We start from the raw sequence: 20652 nt of genomic DNA on the forward strand, positions 1-20652 counted from the left end.
GGGTTAGTTTTATCGGACAACTTCGAAACTAAGGATAAGGGCATGTGTATTCAATGGCAAGTTAGGGGCTGAGGCGGCCATGAACATGATTAACTGCATCCGGGTATCCGAGATACTTCTCAAAATGACTTTTCGCTGAAAATCTCTGAATCCGACAAATTCAGTACCCGAAAAATTGAGCGTACTTACATTTTCAAACGTTAAAACACCACCCGGACCGTAAACTGAAGGGACCGCAAAGTCTTCTTCTTCCACATAGGAGAATGTTGCTGAAGCATCTGGCGTATATCGGGCAATACAAAGTCCATATCCGGCTCCGTTGGGATTGATTATACCTGCCTGCCCGCCTCCTGCAACCAATTGATAAACATATCCGCTAAAAGCGCCGCCATCGGCTTTAACATCATGGACATACTTGCCGTCATAATGAAAGGTATAGGTGTCATCATAAATAGCGCCCATGCCAAATTGTGTACTGAATATTCCGGACGGGAGCGGTCTCGGGGTGCCCGAAACCGTAGTAAGGCCAGCGTTAGCATTCGCAAAATAGTCACCTCCGGTAGGATGATCGCCGCTTAACTTCCAGGTTTTTCCCTGATACCCCGGCGCCGTGTGATCGCCTGTGAGCATGGCATAGGGCGTAAGTGCAACGGCTACGGTAACCGATTTGGTAACCGAATTGCCGTCCTGATCTTTAGCGGTTAAGGTAGCCAGGTAATAACCGCCTTCGTCATATACATGTACCGGGTCTTTTTCGGTGCTGGTGTTCCCGTCGCCAAAATCCCACGACCAACTAATGGCGCTGTGGGTTAATGCGGTGAAAGCCACTTGTTTGTTCTGGATGCTGTGAAAAATCAAGGCCGACAACGGCCATGTCGGCCTGTCGGTTTCTTCGGTACACGACTGAAACAGCATAATTACAGTCATGAATACCATACAGATGAAATGTAACAGTTTTTTCATAGTTCAAAGCTTTGTTTAAGTTAATGATATTGACACAGAAATGCTTATGGAATTTTAGTGAAAACTGAATATATCTTCACTTAGTCAGTTTTTTATCACGTATTATGGTTGAATATTTCAACGGCATATACGCAAAGAATCCGGCCGGCAATTTTAAACGCGTCTCTTGCTGGCAGTTTTCCCGGGACTGTCCGGTTACTTTGACCGGGATTTGGCGTTGAACTTTCCCATGACCTCTCTCCAGGTCGTCAGGATGACGCCGTTATCCCGGAAATAATTGATCACAACCGGGTCGGCAAACAATTGGGCTTCCCAAACGCGTTGCTGCCACGATCCGGTGATCGATTTCAGGTTGTCGGTTTCTACCGAAGGGTGAAAAATAATTTCGGTAAGCCCCTCATTCAGCGAGTTGACCAGGGCCAGAAAATTGGCCCTTTTCAGTTCATAGGTTTTTCCGTCGGGTATGCTGGTGAAATTATCGAGCTTGGGAAGTTGATAGGAACTGAGCATGCCAATTACTTCTTCGTTTACCGGATAACCAACATCCCGGTACTTTTGGGCAACTTCCGGGTTCGACAAGTCAATGGCGTTGGCGGGAATGCGGTAGGCTTCGGCTGTTTTCAGAAAAACTTCGACAAATGCGGGCGATCCGTACAGAGTTCCCATATGAGTGTCGATGTGGGTCGGGTTCAGCCCCAGGGCCAGCATGCGGTCAATTTGAGCACGTATTTCAATTTCAACTTCACGGGGAGAGGCATTCATTACCACTTCCTGCACGCTTCGGTACATTTTCCCTTCAGAATCGTTTAGTCCGGGTACTTTTTGGGGATCGGTAAGCGTAGGCCAACGGTACGATTTCCATTCGCTGGTCAGGGTGAGATGGACGCCGATGTCGGCGCCCGGATGTTTTTTAGCCCATTCAACAAATTCGTTTGCATTCGGGCAAGGCATCATAACCGCCCCCGAACTGACGTACCCGTTTTCGATGTAGTATTCGCCTGCCTGGTTGGCTTCGGGACACATACCCAAATCGTCCATATGCAGCAGCAGGATCTTTTTCCCTTTCGGGAAGCCCAGCTTTTCGGCATTGGTTATCCCGGCGGGGTTCTCTTTTATCCAATCCGGCGCAAAGGCAACGTGTTTGATCGTTTTCCCTGTTTTCAGGTGGAAGGAGTAAGAAATATGGATTAAACCATCTTTCGACTGAATGGCAGTGGGGTACGAAAATCCGCCTTCCGGATTGTTTTCCAGGTGTTTTGTCCATTTCCATGTTTCGCCTTCATCATCCGAAAGGCTCACGGCCAGGCGGTGACGGCCATTTTCCAGGTCGTTGTAAACCATCAGCAGGTTCCCGTCGTTCAGCGTAATGGCGTCGATACTCGCCCCGGGATTCGGGAGCGACGTTTTCCGGGCCGCGCTCCAGCTCATTCCTTCATCAATGGATTCACTTACCATGATCCTTCCGGGCGAGTCGCCGTTGTCGCGCATGAAGGCAAGCAGCGAGCCGTCTTTTTTGCGGATAATGGCGGGCTGAATATTTCCGCGCCCGACGATCGGCAGAGACGGTTTCCAGCTGTCGCCGTGATCATCCGAAATAGCGATCAGTGAAAGGTTGTACCCGTCCGAATACAAGGGCAGCAGGATTCTTCCCGAGGGCAAAATCAGTGGTTTTATCCGCGGCATCCAGCCTGTTTCCCTTTTCAAGGGGTCGCCGGCTGCTTCGTTGATTTGTTTTTCATATTTGGGCGCGTAGGCTGCCCAGGCGAGTTCGGGCGTTTCGGCCTCTTTAAATTTATCTTCCACTGTTTTTGCAAATGCTTCTCCGGGTTTTAACAGAATAAGGTCCTGCCATTCCCACCGGGGCGGTCCGTCATTCAGGTAATCCGACGAAATCCTGGTTTTCAGCAGGCTGTTTTCCCACTGGTTGGCCACGACCACCACCCAAACCAGGTGCAATCGGCCCTTCCCGTCTATAAACAGGGTCGGGTTACAATCCGGATTATCAGGCGTATCGGCCAGTATAAAGGGTTGGCTCCAGGTTTGCCGGCCTTTCTTCAAACGGGCGCCTTTAATTACAACATCGTTGGCCGTACGTTCGCCGGAACCTTCGAACCAGCAACTGAGCAGGTCGCCGTTTGAAAGCTCCACGATGGCGCTGCTGTGTACATGTTTATTTTGTTCAGGGAAAATAACTTCGGATTGAAAAACTGGTTTTGAACCGGTTTCCGGAGGCATTTCTGCCGGTGCAACGAGAAATTGAATAGAGAAAATGACTGTCAGACAGGTTGTTTTGAGAATTTTGCCAAACCAAAGGGGTGAAAAGCATTGCAACGAATTGTTTTTCATAGGTTATAAGTTATTAGGTTGATTCTCTTTTATTCCATATAAACAAAGGAACAATTTTGAAGGTTTGATTACATATCGTTTTTTAATCAGGTTACATGGTTTTTTAACCCGGCTTGATTTGTCATCCTGTAATGGGGCGTGGTGTTTTTATGATTTTAATGTAATTAAGGCTTGTTAATCAATTATGAAGGACTGTTGTTTTTTGATTTGTTTACCGGATGTGTTTTGGGTTGAGGTGAAAAAATAATGTAACTTGAATAAAATACCTGAAGCGGTTGAGAAACATTTGCCGTTATTTTATTTAGATTTTGAATTGATGTATGAAAAAGCAATGGATTGGTATTTTGATGATCGGAATGGCGTTGGGCACAGCATGGGCTGTCAGGGGGCAGTTTGGCCATGAACAGGGCGCAGCCTGGGCCGGTGGAATCGGGGCGCTGGCGTTGGTGGTTGCCGCACGGCGAAAAGATTGGTATCAAAAGGTACTGGCTGTTGTTTTGGCTTCAGCCGTTGGCTGGGGCATGGGCGGGATGATCAGCTACGGAATGATTGTGGGTTACGGCCGGGCCGATGATTTTTTAAATGCCTCGTACGGTTTGTTGATGCTTTTTGTGATCGGTGGTCTGTATGGATTGCTGGGCGGCGGATTGACCGGCTTGAGCCTGAGTTCGTCGAAACAAAGAAAGGTGGAATGGGCCCCTTTGATCGTCGAGATGACGGCCGGCGGGGTGATTGCCTATTATTTGCTGATTCATCAGCTCGAAATATGGATGACTCCGCCGCGATCGGAAGCCTGGGCGGTATGTTTCGGCGCCGGCGCCGCTCTGGTCTGGTTTATGGCCCGGCATAAATATCATTCGGCCTTACGGGTTGCCTTCTATTCTTCGATTGGAGCAGGCTTTGGATTTGCCTTTGGAAATTTTTTACAGATACTTGGAAATGTGCTCGAAATTCAGTTCAACATGTGGAATGTGATGGAATACTCGATTGGCTTTTTCGGAGGAAGTTTTATGGCCTATGGTGTGTTCAGTTCCCGATGGCCTGAAGAAAACGAATCGGTAACGCCCAAAAACTGGGAGAACCGTTCTGCTTTTCTGTTGGTTTTTGTCCTGATACCGCTGATCGTATTTCAGCAATCCTCTTCCCTGTCAGACCCGCTTTTTAGCCCTTCGGCAGTTGGTTCTGATCCGGGCAAAGTGACTTTTATCGGCAGCCTGGCTGCTTTGGCCGTTTTAGCGGCCATGATCCGGTTTTCGTGGAGCAAATCCTTATCCAGAGAAAATCGAGTTGGTGAAAAACGTGTAAAGCGCATGTTTCTGGCGTATTTCATGGCTTACATTGTTTTTAGTTATCTGGTGAGCGGAGCATTCTCCGGTGTCTTTCTGCTCAACCATCACTTATATATTGTTAATATTGTACTGATTATTTACTTGTTGAGCAAACAGTTCCCTGTTTTTCTGAATATCCCCGATCCGGAAGTTAACGGGCCTGTCTGGATGAAAATTCTTATTGTGTCCTTATTACTCGTTTTCATGCTGGCTTTGATTTCAATCTACATGCACGGAGAGATGGCCGGATCTCAGCTCCGTTTTTCCTGATTGGTTTTTGGGGAGGCCAATGATTCTTTATGATCGTAATATCTTTTAATTGAATTTTATTACTATTATAATTGAATATTAACATCTGTGTTCTTTTGAATCGCTTTATTCGATTTCTTAGGGTTAAAATGTGATGTAATATGAATAAAATTCCATAGGCTTTGTCATGTTTAATTCTCGATATTTGTATAAGTGAATATTCAACTTGACCTAATAGGAGTTTGTTTTTGCTTTGAATATTGTTATAAATAACTAATTCTATTGTCTATGAAAAAGAAAATCGTTCAAATGCTCTTCTTGGGGATGTTAACTTTTTTGTCAGGCGCTGCGTTCGCTCAGTTTAGAGTGAATGGCGTGATCAAAAGCGCTGACGGAGAATTTCTTCCCGGTGCAGCGGTCATGGTAAAGGGGACCACCATTGGCGTGTTAAGCGACGTGAATGGTGAATATACCATTAGTCTGCCAAATGCGCAGTCTGTTTTGGTTTTTTCTTTTGTAGGAATGCAGACGCAGGAAATTCAGGTGGATGGAAGACCTGAAATCAACGTGACACTGAAGTCATTAGATATTCGTGTGGACGAAGTGGTTGTGACTGCATTGGGCATCTCGAGGGAAAAGAAGTCGCTGGGATACTCGGTTTCGAGTGTTAGCAGCGAGGATATGAGCCAGGCTGGGAATGTGAATATGTTGAAGTCGCTTGACGGTAAGGTGACCGGGGTCAACATTGTTAGTTTAAGTTCAGACCCGACTTCGTCTGCTTTAATTACCATCAGGGGAGCCACTACCATTGCCGGTATTTCAAATAAAGACCAGTCCAACAGATCCCAGCCGCTCTATGTAATCGATGGTATTCCTGTTGGTAGCGGGCAGGTTGGAAGATTAGGAGGGGTTGACATTGGAAACAAAATGTCGCAGCTTAATCCGAGCGATATTGAAAGTGTTACCATTCTGAAAGGCGCCAGCGCCGGGGCGCTTTACGGATCAGAGGCCGGTAATGGTGTTATTTTGATTACGACGAAATCAGGAGCGAAAGGCAAAAAAGGCATCGGGGTGGAAATTACCTCCTCTTTAGTTTTAGACAATGTTTACAAAACGATGCCTGTTCATCAGGATTATTTTCAGGGAGAGCGATATGGCAGCGATTATTATTCCATGGAGGCGAATTCGGCCTGGGGTGCCGCTGTTGGTAGTCCTGAAGCAGCTAAAAACTATACTCAATGGGATTTGCTGGAACAAAAATATTACAGCGGTCCCTTGGTAAAGAGGACGAATGAAGACCGGATTAAAGCATTTATGGAGACAGGGACCACCCTTACAAACAATGCCAGTATCACAGGTAATTACGACAAGAGAAATTATCGGCTTTCGTTCACAAACCTTAAAAATACCGGTGTAATCCCGAATAATTCCACCACCCGTAACACGGTTAACTTTTCAGGAACGTATAAGTTAACCGATAACGTTTCGGTAACGACCTCTTTTTCTTATACAAAAGGTTATACACCAAACAAATCTGTTGTTGCCGGACGGGATGTTCGCACCGGTATCATTGAATTGTTGTATTCCATGTCTCCCAATATGGCGCCAATGAGCGAATGGAGAAAAGCAAATACCTGGATCGACGGGTACGAAGGTATTTATCAGAATACCCCGTATATGAGGCAGGCGGGCAACCCGGATGTCCGGACAGACGGCGACCAGGTAAGAAATAACAACCCGTATTGGGTTACTGAAAATAATATCCGCGAATTTGTGACAAGTGAGGTGTTTGGAAAGGTTGAACTTAACTGGCAAATTATAAAGCCTCTTAGTTTCCTGGTACGTACGGGAGGAGATTTATACACGGTCGGTTTTGAAAAAAGAATACCTTACGATAACCGGGATCGGACCAAAGGAGAATTTGAAGCTTCCAATAATCAGAATGAACGGATTAACACCGATTTGATTTTAACGTTCAATAACTCTTACGGCAAGTTTGATCTTATGGCCAATGCCGGATACAACTACCGGTTTACCTATAATACTGGCTGGTCTTTTCTTGGTCGGAACTTGTTGAAACCAAACGATTTCAGGCTGGATGGTTTGAATAAGCAAACGCTGAACGCTTTAAATTACAGTGGTTTTGGAACCGGAAGATATCAGAGTGTTTACGGAACAGCGTCAGTAGGTTTTAATAAAATGCTTTACCTGGATATTACCGGGCGGAATGACTGGTCGGGGATAACGGAGCAGGAAATACAAAAACATTTCTATCCTTCGGCATCGTTAAGCTGGCTGCTATCTGAAACCTTTGACCTGCCTGAATCGGTTTCGTTGCTGAAACTTCGCGCCGGATGGGCACAAGTAGGGTTCGGCTTGGGGGTTCAGCAAAACAGGAATACCTATGATTTTAAAAACTATTCATGGGGTAGCGCCAGTCTGGGTACCGTTGGCGGTAGTTTAGTCGACCCGAATATTAAACCCGAGATCAACGAATCATTCGAATACGGTATTGAAACATCGTTGTTTAAAAACAGGGTGTTATTTGACTTCACCGTTTTCACCGAAAAACACTTAAAACAAATCAATACGATACCGGTGGTTTCGTCAACAGGTTTTTCAAATTTAATGACGAATGTCGGTACTGTTGAAGCAAAAGGTTGGGAAGGGTCATTAACGGTTGTTCCCGTGCGAAACAATGACTGGACATGGAGCCTCTCCGGGAATATTTCAACTGCTGAATCTGAAATTACCTACATGCACCCGAAATTTACATCGGCCTGGTATGATTATGCCGACAATTCCATGCAGCGCCTGGCTGTTGGCGAGAAGATGGGAAACCTGTATGCCAAAGAAGGCTGGTGGGTCGTTAAAGAGGGCGAGTTTAAAGGAATGAAATTGTTGAAGTGGAGTTCAGGTACGCCGATTGAAAACGATGAGGCGTCGAACCGCGATTTCCTTGGTAACTGGAACCCGGATTATATCATGGGATTGAGTACGAATATCAGGTATAAAAGATTTAGATTGAGTATGGTCGGAAGTCTCAGAAAAGGTGGCATTTATGTGTCAGAAACTACAAAGATCTTACGTGACGACGGTAAAGCGCCCTTCTCGGTTTCCGGTGATCATCATTATTGGGAAGGCGGACGTGTTGGAGCCGGTGGTTTTGCATGGCCAAATCCTGATAATATACAAATTTCGGAAGTTAGAAACAGAATTGAAGAAAGTTATGTTGAATATAATGACGCCAGTTATTGGATTGGCGTGTATGTTGATCCGCGAAGCGGAGCTGGTGTTGAGGATCGGGATTTAGGCAACCAAACCTGGGATGATAACGGCGTACAAAGGCCCTACTATATTTTGAATGGCGCCGACCCCAACGCGACTCTTTACAACGATCCGTACTCTATTGTAGGAAATACATGGGATTTTCCTCAGACCCGTACCTTCGATGCAACAAACTTTAAACTGAAAGAAGTGACACTTTCTTACGATCTTCCGGTTCGCTTTACACAAAAATTTATGTGCCAGGGCGGTACTTTCTCTCTTGTTGCCCGGAACGTTTATTTCTGGACAAAAAGTGGCCAAAACGAAGACCCGGAGTCTGCTTTTACAGGAACACTCGATAACCAAGGTGTTGCCCGGTTCATTATGCCGCAGGTTCGTTCTCTGGGATTTGAACTATATCTGAACTTTTAAAAAACGATAATAGATTATGATTATGAAAAAAATATTAATCGCCTGTTTGGGTATTTTTTACCTCGTTTCGTGTACCGACCAGTTGCGGATTGACGAAAGGCAAATGGCAGAGGATGTTACCTATGGAACAAGTGCAAAGTATTTGCTCTCCGGATCAATCGACGGCATTGCACAATGGTATCAACGGGCCGGAATCAGGGAAGACCGGCACAACGCTGTTGTTCAGTATTATCAGCAATTATTCTCGGTGAAGTCCCAAACGTATGAAGAGTTTTCAAAAGCTCCCGAAAACTGGAACACCGAGCTGGAATTACTGAAACCGGTTAAAGCCGGGTTAGAGCTGGCCGTTGAGGAGGGTGAACCGTTTATTGAGGGCGCTTTGTTGGTTCTTAAGTCGTTTATGTTTGCATACCTGACCAATCAATGGGGAGATGTCCCTTACACCGAAGCGCTTAGAGGAAGAGAAGGTATCTTCTTTCCTAAATTCGATCCTCAAAGGGAAATTTATGATGGTATGCTGGCAGATCTTGACCGCGCCATCATGCTGATGGAAAGTACTTCCAATTACAAAGAACCTCAGTTCGACCTGATTTATTCAGGGAGCACAGAAAAATGGGTAAAATTTGCAAACTCTTTAAAAATTCGGCTGCTGGTTAGCTCTTACGAAGCGTATAAAAAGAATGGCGTGGATAATGGCCCCAAGATCGGTGCAATTGTCAGTGGCGGTAAATATTTCACCAGCGTCAGCGATAATGCCGCTTATTTATACCTGGGTACGGCTAATTTTAACTCATGGCCTTTGGGGAACTATAATGATAATTCAGGAAATGAACTGACCCGGAGAAAACCATCGACCACGTTTGTTAACACCTTGAAAACCCTGAATGACCCGCGTCTCACGGGATGGATCGCTCCTGCTTTAATTCCCTGGGCCAATGCTGAGGCAACTTTTGATGTTACCGACAGGTATGATTTTACCTATGAAGTTCAACAACAGGACATTAATGCTGATACAAATGGCGATGGTGTTCCTGATGGTCAGGGAAATACGGAAGGTTATCCGGTAGGAGACCTGTATGTTGGTATGCCCATTGGATTTGGCGAAGGTAATCCGGTTCGTTACGGGGGAACGGTACCTGCCGCCGGAGCATACGATAATTATCGCACCTCATCGTTTGGTAAATTATTTGTCAAGGATAAATTCCCGCTGCTTAAGTTGACCTTGCTCCAGGCGTGCGAAACAAATTTATCACTGGCCGAAGCGGTTCAAAGAGGCTGGATCACCGGAAATGCCAAAACCTATTACGACAATGGGGTGACACTGAACATGCAGCGCTGGCAAATTCCAGCCGCCGAAATAACTGCATACCTGGCCAATCCACTGGTTGTTTTGGATGGGAATAATAACCTTGAAAAGATCGCTACTCAAAAGTGGCTGGCGCTGTTCACCGTCGGCATTGAGGCCTATTTCGAGTACAGAAGGACAAAATTACCTTCTGTGATTGGTGATGCAGTTCCAACGGGCTTGGGAAACAATTTCCCGGAAAGATGGCGTTACCCAACGGCCGAAAAGGATAATAATACTGAACAGTACGATGAGGCTGTTGCCCGCCAGGGCGTCGACGACCAGTACACCAAAATCTGGATTCTGAAGTAACCAGGGTAATAACCGGAGTTTGATATGGGTGCTGTTTTTTGCAGAACAGCGCCCATTTTTTAAAACGATCATTTTTAACACGTATTAATTGTGCCGTATGTTCCCGGTAATTCGCATCTGTTTTCTTCTTTTCTTTTTCCCTGAATTTATTTACGGGCTTGAGGGGGAATTTATAAAAGGAATTGTTTTCCTGGATAAAAACAACAATGGCGTTTTTGATCAGGAGGAGCAAGGGATCGGTAAAATTGCCGTATCCAACGGGAAAGAGGTGGTGTTGACCGGCGATGACGGGAGATGGATCCTTCCGGTAAATGATGGCTCCGGGGTATTTGTGATCAAACCGGCAGCGTACCGGGTACCGGTGGACGCCAACATGATTCCCCGTCATTTTTTTCTGTATCCCGACAAAACGGACGAATTGCCTGAATCAATCAATTTTCCTATGCTTCCTGCCCCGGTTCAGGATAAATTCACCGCTCTCTTTTTTGGCGACACCCAGGCCCGCGGATTGAAAGAAGTCAATTACATCAATCACGATGTGGTTGCCGAATGCATCGGGACCGATGCGCTTTTTGGCCTGTCGCTGGGCGACATTACGGCCGATGGCCCCGACCTTTTTAACGAAGTGGCACAGGGAATTGCACAAATCGGCATCCCCTGGTACAATACTTTTGGAAATCACGATTGCGACCGCGATGCAACAACCAATGCCGAAAGAGATGATTCGTTTGAACGGCTTTTCGGACCAAGTACCTATGCTTTCGGGTACGGGCAGGTTGTTTTTATCACCCTCAACAATATATTTTTTAAACCCGACGGGAAGTATATCCCGCATTTTACCGACGATCAACTCACTTTTGTAAAAAATTACCTGGCGATTGTGCCCGACGACCGGCTTGTTGTCCTTCTGATGCACGCCCCGGTGGTGGCCTGCGACAACCGTGAAAAATTGTTTGAACTGATCCGGGACCGGAAATACACCTTTTCAATATCGGGCCATGTGCACGAACAAATTCATGTTTTTGCCGGCAAAGAATCCGGGTGGAGCGGCCATAGTCCGCATCATCACCTGATCAATGCAACGGTTTGCGGCAGCTGGTGGTGCGGGTTGAATGATGAAACCGGAATACCTCACGCCACGATGAACGATGGCGCCCCAAACGGTTATTCGGTCATTACTTTCGACGGAAACAGGTACAGCATCCGTTTTAAAGCGGCCCGCCGTCCCGAAAATTACCAGATGAATATTTATCTTCCGGATGAAATTGCCGTTCAGGCGGCAGATACAACCAAGGTTCTGGTGAATGTTTTTGCCGGTTCCGAACGTTCGCTTGTCGAAATGAGACTTGATCGCCAGGAAAGCTGGATTCGCCTTGAGCAGGTTAAAACAGTTGACCCGGAATGTCTCCGGATGCACCGGTTGAGCCCGTATCTGAAACAACAGGTGGAAGGTGAACTGTTGGAAGATGTGTTTGGCTATCGGATGGACGAACCAAGTATATCCACACATATGTGGACAGCAAACCTGCCCGAAAACATTCGACCCGGAACACATACCCTGACCGTGAAAACAACCGATATGTTCGGGCAAACCAGCCAGGCAAGCCGTGTTTTCAGAATACGTTAAACTTAGTAAACCAAATGAAAATGAAAATCTTTCACCAGTTTATTTCTGTTTTTTGTTTTTTGCTCCTCTTCGGATCATGTATGAATTCGCCTGAAGAAGCAAAACCTGTTCACCGGGATATGCCTTTTGTGCAGGATTACAGCATTAAATACTATTCGAACGACGAGGGTCAGCAACTTCTCGGTGTAGTTTCAGACCGTAACGAAAATATCCAGGTACTTTCGACCAGCGGATTGTTGAAACCGCATGACGGGCAGTTCCTTTATCCGGGGACGCTGGTTTCTGACCTTACCTACCGACCAATGGCAGATAAAAAAATCGCCGGCATCGCCTCGTATCAGGATCAGTTTGTTTATCTCGACGATGTGGCGGTGTTAAGCAACGCATGGGCGGGGAAATTGTTCTCGAAACATGGCATGCCCCATGCCCGGTGTTTTGCCGGAGGCGATGATTTTGCATTTCTGGTTTCCGATGGAACAGTTTTAAACTATGTGAAAGATTCGGAGACACAATGGTCGGATAAACTTGAGGGCGGGATCATCGACATACGCTATGCGCCTGAAACGAAAACTTTTTGGATACTTGGCAGTAGTTCGTTGGGTTCTTTTTCCCCGAAAGAAAAAAAATTGGCCAAAATTTTTGAAGGCACCGGTTTTACATCATTTGACGTAGTTGAAGAAGGCAGGAAGATGATTATCGGGACAAAAAATGGGTACCTTGAATTGAATACCGGCACCAAAAAGCAAAACGGAGCCATCCAAAACAGACTTCCCTGTCCTGAAATTACTTATGTGAAAGCGATAAACGGCAACATCTGGTTTGGTTCGCCTGAAGGCGCTTTTATGCTGCGGAACGATGGGAAATTCAATTATTACAATGGCGAACGTTGGCTTCCGGGAAACAAGGTTAGTTCAATTGCGCCGGGGCCAAATGGATCGGTTTTGATTCTGACCGACAAAGGACTCGGGCAAATCTGTTTTAAAAACATGACTTTGGCCGACAAGGCGGCGTATTTTCAGAAACAAGTCAGGCAGCGGCATATCCGAAACGGATTCAATTCATCGCTTGACGGCATGAAAAAAGGTGACCTTTCGACCGGATACCTGAGCGACTCGGACAATGATGGTTTGTGGACTTCGATGTACCTGGGCGCCGAAATTTTCAGGTACGCTGTTACCCGTTCGGAAGAAGCGTTGCAAAATTGCCTGGAATCACTCGATGCGATGGAACGGCTGTATAGCATCAATTCCAACCCTGTTGGCTTCCCGTCGCGGTCGTTTGAGCGGAGCGGGTACATCAACATCTTATCCGATCCCGAAAGGTGGCAACACGCCAAAGACCCCGAATGGGACTGGAAAGCCACCACCAGCAGCGACGAGGCTATCGGCCACATCTTCGCTTTGGGCGCCATGGCTGAACTGATTGACGACGAACCAATGAAAAAACGGGCTATCCATCTGATTGATATTTTGATGCAGCACATCGTCGATCACGATATGTACCTGATTGATTACGACGGCAAACCAACAACCTGGGCGCGGTGGAACCCCGAATATGTGAATGCCAGGCCAGTGATGGTAGGCGATCGTAAAATCAATTCTTCCAACATTATCGGCATGTTGCAGACGGCCTATCATTTCACCCAAAAAGAAGTTTTCAGGGAAAAAGCCTTCGAACTGATGCGCGAACATGGTTATTTTGAAAACCTGATGCGACCCATGAAAGAGATTGGCGTGGCACCCGCCGACGCCGACGAACTGAGCCGCGACTTGTCGGAAAGCTGGAACCACTCGGACGACGAGATGTACTTTCTCGGTTACTGGGGCTTGTACCGGTATGCGTTTAATGACACGCTCAAAGCCCGTTACCGCGAAGCCATCATTGACCATTGGGAAATCGAACGGCCTGAAAAAGAAGGGGCCTGGAACATTTTCACGGCTATGGTCAGCAACGGGTTCGATCTGGATGAAGCCATTTGGTACCTTCAGGAACATCCGATGGATTTGATCAACTGGGACATCAAAAACAGCCACCGGAACGACATTGATTTGATTGCTCCGAACTTCAGAAACCAAACCACCAAAGAGGTGCTTCCCCCTGATGAAAGACCGGTACAGCGGCATAACGGTAACATGTTCCGTCTCGACCGCATCGGCGGTAATGGCAACGGCGAACACAGCGCCGGCGATATCTGGCTGCTGCCTTACTGGATGGGCAGATACCTGGGGGTGATCAGCGGGCCAACCAATACGGACATTCCGGTTTCTGACTTATAAATTTTATTCCCGTGAATACAAACCGCTTATTTGCAAATTTGGTGATTCTCTTCTGGCTGGCAGGCTTGTTGTCCTGTACCCGCCAAGAGAAAACAGTTGACGAGGTGATGGACCGGGTGGTCAGCCATTTGTATGAGAACATGGACATCAGTGAGTTGCCGGCATTGGACCAGGAACAGGTGATGTCGTTATTTTCAGAAGATGAGTTGAAAACGCTGGCTACCCGTCATTGGACCTTCCATGTAAATGTGCCCGTGGTGGTGTCGGTTATGCGGAGTGTGAAGCAGAAAAATCAGCCGTTTTGGTTGGCTCAAGGCGGGTTCGTAAAAACGGCGATGACCATGAAAAACGAGCAGACCACCTACGAAGTGTGGCAGAAACCGTTTGGCGCGGGAAAGGTTGGTCTGGGCATCAACGGCTTTGAAAATTACGGCCTTCATTATTTTGTTTCAGTGGCGCCTCAGAATCAAAATGACCACCTCGAGTTGAGCAATTTTTTCCCTGAAAATCAATACGTGGGTAATTTGAAAAACGGGGTTTTTATATATCACGACTGGGATGAACTGGTGTTATCAGATGTTCCGGAAGAGATGAAAGGGCAGAAGTTGTTGACCACCATCCGGGGCAGAGGCGCCGAATCGCATCTGATCGGTGCGTTTCGGACCAGTTCTTACCCATCGTCTCAAACCGCCGACCAGGTGATGCTGACCTGGAGCTCCGATCCTTCAACCGGCGTGGATATCCAATGGCGGACAGACACAACTGTTAACGCAGGACTGGTTGTGTACCGGGAAAAGGGCAGCGACCGGGAATTCTCCGTACAGGCCGAAAAATACCGGATGGAGGACCGGCTGTTGGCAAACGACCGCTTTATCAACCGGTTTACGGCTAAGTTGATTGATCTGAAACCCGGAACAGTGTACGAGTATCGGATTGCTCCCGAAACAATCTGGAATGAAACCCACACCTTTTCCACAGCGGCCAACGACGATCTGTTTTCATTCGTTTGGTTTGGCGACACCCATTATTCCCCAACATTCGAAAAGTTAATAAATACAGCAGATCAAACTTATCCGGATGCGGCATTTTATTCGATCGCCGGCGACCTGGTCAGCGATGGTTTACACCGCAACCAGTGGGACGAGCTGTTTGAATACGCGAAAACAGTAATCTGCCGGAAACCATTGATGTCGGTTCCCGGAAATCACGACAATCGTTATGGACTGGGTGCCCGGATGTACCGCGATCTTTTCAGTTATCCCGAAAACGGCCCCGCAGGTGTGGAAAAAGAACAAACCTATTCCTTTGAATATAAAAATGCGTTGTTCCTGATGATTGACGCTACCTCGCCTGTTGATGCACAAACCGCGTGGATTGAGGAACAATTGGCCCAAACAAAGGCTTTCTGGAAATTTGCGGTGTTTCATTTTCCGCCATACAATTGGGAAGAACCCTATTTGGATATCCAAAAGGCCTGGGTGCCGCTTTTCGATAAGTACCAGGTCGATCTGGTCATGGGAGGGCACATTCATTATTACATGCGTTCCAAACCCATGAAAGCCGGCCAGGTGGTTGAATCGTACAACGAAGGGACGGCTTATCTCATTTCGATTGCCCTCCCGACAAAAAATCATGCGCTTGCCGACGAACCTTATGCGGCAGTCAGGAACACGGAAGGCCATCTGTATCAGTATGTGAAGATTGACGGGCGTAATTTGTCATTTTCTGCCCTGAATGCGGATAACCGCTTAATCGACTCGTTTACCATCAAAAAATGAAGCTATGAAACATTTTTTTCTCCATACAGCTTTTATTCTGGTCCTGGGTATTTTTTTCGGTCCTCTTTCAGCTCAAAATCTTTACAAAATCACACAGCCACTGTGGAAGCCGCAACCGGACCAGGTTTACTTGCAGGAAGTTGCCGAAAAGATTCCTTTTGACCGTCCGGTTCAGGCAGTCGCGATTTTTGATCAAAAATGTTTTGCCGTGGTTGATCAAAAAATCTTTCGTCTCGAAAACGGCCGCTTGCATGCAGACAACGAGTCGCCGGACGGAGTTACCCGGCTGATTAACGGAAGCGGCAACCTGTGGGCGCTGACCCCCGGAGGAATTTACAGGCTGGCGGGAGCAATTTGGACGAAAACAGATGACCGGGACTATGTGGATATGTGTATCCATCAGGGACATTTACATGCGGCCACCCGGGAAGAAATTTTTCGGTTCGAAAACGACAGGTTTGTGTCCCTCAAGCCCGAAGGAGGCTACCATTCGAGCGATGCGACGATGCTGATGGAGGACGGGACCCGGATTCATGCCGAACCGGTTCGGCTGGGGCCAATCATGCGGATTGAGTCTTACGGCGAAACGCTTCATGTCCTTCGACCCGGCGAGTTGGTTTTATTTGATGGTTTGGTGGTTAACCGCGATTTTATTGATTGGGGCAGACTACCTTCAAAAACCACGACTGATCTGCTCAGTTTTGGAAGTCGTTTGTTTATTTCTACCGGTAAAGGATTGGCGGTGTTGCGCGGGGCGGCCTTATCAACATTTAAAGGAGCAGACGGCCTGCCGGTTGAAGATGCAACTTGTTTGGCAAAAGGTTTTGATGACGACATTTGGATTGGTACAAAAAGAGGCGCTGTTCGTATGTTGAATAACGATTGGCATTACTTTGGCGCCGCCCACTGGTTGCCGGGAAACGAGGTGAACGACATTGCTGTTGCCGACAAGATGGTTTGTGTTGCTACCGATAAAGGAATCGGAATCATCAGGTATGAACCGTACACGCTCCTGAAAAAAGCGGCTTATTACGAGGATCATCTGGAAGCCTGGGGACATAAACGGCTGGGATTTGTTCATACCCTGTATAAAAAAGACGGCGAATGGATCAGGCATATCAGTGACAATGACGGCGGGCACACAGCTACCTGGTTGGCGGCCATGTGTTTTAAATACGCGGTTACACGCGACCCGGCAGCCCGGAACGAAGCCGTGGAATCGTTTAAAGCCATGCTCTGGTTGGAACGGATTGTGCCGGTTGAAGGTTTTTTTGCCCGCTCCATCTGGTCGGTCACCGCCGATAAAGATGAAAAAAGCAGCCAGGGATCGGGTGGACTGCCTGCAAAATGGTACCCAACGGCCGATGGAAAATGGTTTTGGAAAGGTGACACGTCGAGCGATGAGGTTACGGCTCATTTTTATTCGGTATCGCTGTTTCACGATCTGGTAGCCGAAGGCAAGGAAAAGGAAATGGCCAAAGATCATTTGGACCGGATTGCTTCCTATATTTTGGAAAGTGGTTTCGTTTTACCCGATATGGACGGTAAACCTACTCGCTGGGGACGATGGAATCCTGAGTACCTGCTACGGCCTTACGGTTACGCCGACCGTGGACTCAACGGACTGGAAGCCCTGATGTTTATGCAGACGGCTCTGTCGCTTACAGGTAATCAAAAATACGAAAAAGGCTACCGACAGTTGGTCGACTGGGCTTACCCGGCAAATACCATCCGTCAGAAAAACGTATTTCCGCCTGAAACCCTGGCGCCTTGGGACGACGACCTGGCATTCGAAAGCTACAATACCTTGCTCCGTTACACCGATGACCCCAATTTCAGATCGGTTTACCTTCGCAGCCTCGAACGTACCTGGGAGGTAAAACGCATGGAACAGATGCCCTGGTTCAATTTTAGTTATGGAGCTATAACCGGGAACGATTGTGAAGCCGAAAAAGCCGTAAAACACTTGCGCGAATGGACACTGTACTGCACGGTCCATGATTTTCAGAATTCGCATCGCGACGACTTGTTTACCGAACCCGGATATACGGCTTATGAAGGCGCTCCAAGGGCGGTCTCTCCGCGCGAAACGGCGATGATGGCTGGCAGCCATGCCACTCTTTTGGATGGCGGTTCAGGCGGAAACGTGGTGAAAGAACCGACTGCCTTTCTCCGGAATTACTGGATGGGCCGGTATTTTGGTTTTATACAGGCTCCCGAAACCAATGCCCCGGAATTAATATCAGTGGGAAAATCAAGGTCCGGAAGCAAAGGGGCAAAACCTTACGACAGGCCGAAAAGGCCTGATTTATAAGAATAGAGTGAAAAACTAAACGATGAATGAAGAATGAATGAATTTGAAATTCAGGATTGTAAAGTGCAATTGTCAGAATTCAGTTGGATTAACCAGCCCCGCGTATTTTGGCTGGAAGAAGATGGCCTGGCGTTGATCACCGATCCTGAAACCGATTTATGGCAACGTACCTATTATGGCTTTGAAAACGACAACGGACATACTTTTGTCAAATCGGTGGAAGGTAATTTTACCTTCTCAGTAAGAACCTGGTTTGAGGTTAAAACCCGCTACGATCAGTGTGGAATTATTCTTTATCAGGATAGTGAAAATTGGATGAAGGCGGCTGTGGAACACGAAAATCACAACTTTGCCCGACTGGGATCGGTGGTTACCAACCTGGGGTATTCCGATTGGGCTACGACCGATATTCCGGCAACCCTTGCTTCGGTTTGGTACCGCTTAAGCCGGCGCGGACAGGATTTCTACCTTGAATTTTCAGTGGATGGAAAAAAGTACCGGCAGATGCGGATGTTTCACATGCACAAACCCATTCCGGTTGCCCGGATCGGCGTTTACGCATGCAGCCCGTTGAAGTCAAGCTTTAAAGCTGTTTTTTCTTATTTTGAATTGGGCCGGTGTAAATGGAGGAAATTCCATGAAAGTTAAGCTTGATAATAAAAGAACGTACCGATGGGTATATACCGCATGGATCGAAGTTAAATTGGAGTTGATAAATTTTTACACTTTGGTTAAATTATATGACTCAAATCAATCAGGAAGAAGATCATTATTTAGGTCTCGATATTGGAGGGACAAAATGCGCTGTCGTATTGGGAGACTCTTCTTTTTCCATCAAAAGGAAAGTTTTTTTCGAAACCCGGGTTGAACGTGGTTTTGAAGCGATTCTCCTTGAATTCGGGCAGCATATCGATTCAATTCTGGCCGAATTCCCCGATGTCAGGCTGAAAAAGATCGGGATTAGTTGCGGAGGGCCCCTGGATTCGAAAACGGGGATGATCTGTTCGCCTCCCAATCTTCCGGGTTGGAACCGAGTGCCGGTTACCGAAATATTCAGGAAAAGATATGGGGTTGAAACAGCTTTGCAAAATGATGCCAATGCCTGTGCATTGGCTGAATGGATGATGGGCGCCGGAAAAGGGACACAGAACATGATTTTCCTGACTTTCGGTACAGGCATGGGCGCCGGCCTGATTTTAAACGGTGAATTATACAGCGGAACCAATGATTTGGGTGGCGAAGTCGGGCATATCCGCCTGGCGCCCGATGGCCCGGTAGGATTTGGAAAAGCCGGCTCGTTCGAGGGATTTTGCAGTGGGGGAGGAATTGCTCAACTGGCAAAATCAATTGTCACTGAAAGGCTGGCAAATAACCAGGCCGTTGCTTTTTGCCCGTCGCCGGAGCTAATTAAGACAATCGATGCAAAGATGGTTGCCCGGGCAGCACAATCAGGCGATCCGGTTGCCCTCGAAATTATTCAGATATCTGCTGATTATCTTGGTCGCGGACTTGCCATCCTGATCGATTTATTCAACCCCGGATGTATAGTTATCGGAAGTATTTATGCCCGGAACGAACTGCTGTTTAAACCGATTATGGAAAAAGTTTTGCAGCAGGAAGCGATTCCAGCAGCCCTGAAGGTCTGCCGGATCAAACCGGCAGCGCTGGGTGATTCGATCGGCGACTATGCGTCGCTGTGTGTGGCCATGTACGAAACTTTAAAAGGTCGTGGAAATGAAACATCCTGATTTTTTGGATCAGCTAACCGAAAGATACCCGCAGTTGACACCGCTTCAAAACGATATCAAAAAAGCGGCTGAAGCGCTGATCGGCTGTTATCAGCAGGGCCGGAAAGTGTTGATTTGCGGAAACGGCGGAAGTTGTTCCGACTCCGGTCACATCGCCGGCGAGTTGATGAAAGGCTTTGAACATCGGCGATCGCTCGGAGATGAGCTGAAAAGTCGGCTGACGACAATCGGTTCGGATCGTGGCGCCTATCTGGCCCGAAAACTTCAGCAGGCCTTACCTGCTATTTCGCTTGCGGCACACAATGCCCTGATAACGGCCGTATCGAACGATATGGATGCTGATCTGATTTTTGCCCAGCAGGTCGTTGGTTACGGAAAGGCAGGCGATATTTTAATCGCCATCAGTACCTCCGGAAATTCCCGCAATGTGATTGACGCCGTCATTACGGCAAAAGCCAAAGGATTATTGGTTATTGGCTTAACCGGTGAAACCGGCGGACAGATGAACACATTCTGCGATATCCTGATCAAGGTTCCCGGAAAAAATACGGCTTTCATCCAGGAGTTGCATCTGCCTGTTTATCATACGCTTTGCCTGATGGTGGAGAATCACTTTTTTGCCGATAAGCATAACCATTAACTGTCAAAAACCTATAAATCCAAAAAC

General features: G+C 47.1%; 12 protein-coding genes. 10 read left to right on the top strand and 2 right to left on the bottom strand.

Annotated elements, in window-relative coordinates:
* Positions 1-9 precede the first annotated feature (9 nt).
* Both AC6H3C_RS08365 and AC6H3C_RS08370 read right to left on the bottom strand, forming a co-directional pair.
* Complete coding sequence (locus AC6H3C_RS08365) at positions 10-963, bottom strand: PKD domain-containing protein (protein WP_497520288.1); 954 nt, start codon at positions 961-963, stop codon at positions 10-12.
* 195 nt (positions 964-1158) lie between these two features.
* Positions 1159-3309: an exo-alpha-sialidase gene (locus tag AC6H3C_RS08370; RefSeq protein WP_497520289.1), complete on the bottom strand. Its 2151-nt coding sequence runs from the start codon at positions 3307-3309 to the stop codon at positions 1159-1161.
* 320 nt (positions 3310-3629) lie between these two features.
* On the opposite strand from AC6H3C_RS08370, the gene AC6H3C_RS08375 reads away from it, so the two are divergent.
* From AC6H3C_RS08375 to AC6H3C_RS08420, 10 genes are all read left to right on the top strand, one after another.
* Complete coding sequence (locus AC6H3C_RS08375) at positions 3630-4907, top strand: hypothetical protein (protein WP_497520290.1); 1278 nt, start codon at positions 3630-3632, stop codon at positions 4905-4907.
* 267 nt (positions 4908-5174) lie between these two features.
* A complete protein-coding gene (locus AC6H3C_RS08380; RefSeq protein WP_497520291.1) occupies positions 5175-8585 on the top strand; it encodes a SusC/RagA family TonB-linked outer membrane protein in 3411 nt (1136 codons plus the stop codon).
* 22 nt (positions 8586-8607) lie between these two features.
* Entirely contained in the window at positions 8608-10242 is a 1635-nt protein-coding gene (locus AC6H3C_RS08385; RefSeq protein ID WP_497520293.1) for a SusD/RagB family nutrient-binding outer membrane lipoprotein, read from the top strand.
* A gap of 97 nt (positions 10243-10339) precedes the next feature.
* Positions 10340-11869, top strand: a complete 1530-nt coding sequence (locus tag AC6H3C_RS08390) for a calcineurin-like phosphoesterase C-terminal domain-containing protein (protein WP_497520294.1) — start codon at positions 10340-10342, stop codon at positions 11867-11869.
* 14 nt (positions 11870-11883) lie between these two features.
* Positions 11884-14145 (top strand): hypothetical protein, encoded by a 2262-nt coding sequence (locus tag AC6H3C_RS08395; RefSeq protein ID WP_497520295.1) that lies wholly within the window; start codon positions 11884-11886, stop codon positions 14143-14145.
* 11 nt (positions 14146-14156) lie between these two features.
* Positions 14157-15923, top strand: coding sequence for a purple acid phosphatase family protein (locus tag AC6H3C_RS08400; RefSeq protein WP_497520296.1), 1767 nt, complete (start codon positions 14157-14159; stop codon positions 15921-15923).
* Between the two features lie 4 nt (positions 15924-15927).
* A complete protein-coding gene (locus tag AC6H3C_RS08405) occupies positions 15928-18237 on the top strand; it encodes a hypothetical protein (RefSeq protein ID WP_497520297.1) in 2310 nt (769 codons plus the stop codon).
* Between the two features lie 33 nt (positions 18238-18270).
* Positions 18271-18885: a DUF1349 domain-containing protein gene (locus tag AC6H3C_RS08410; protein WP_497520298.1), complete on the top strand. Its 615-nt coding sequence runs from the start codon at positions 18271-18273 to the stop codon at positions 18883-18885.
* A gap of 92 nt (positions 18886-18977) precedes the next feature.
* Positions 18978-19985 carry an ROK family protein gene (locus tag AC6H3C_RS08415; protein ID WP_497520299.1) on the top strand — a complete coding sequence of 336 codons (1008 nt, stop codon included), beginning with the start codon at positions 18978-18980 and terminating at the stop codon, positions 19983-19985.
* Complete coding sequence (locus tag AC6H3C_RS08420) at positions 19972-20625, top strand: D-sedoheptulose-7-phosphate isomerase (protein ID WP_497520300.1); 654 nt, start codon at positions 19972-19974, stop codon at positions 20623-20625. The genes AC6H3C_RS08415 and AC6H3C_RS08420 overlap by 14 nt, the downstream gene beginning before the upstream one ends.
* Positions 20626-20652 lie beyond the last annotated feature (27 nt).

The organism is Gaoshiqia sp. US2, assembly GCF_059705485.1.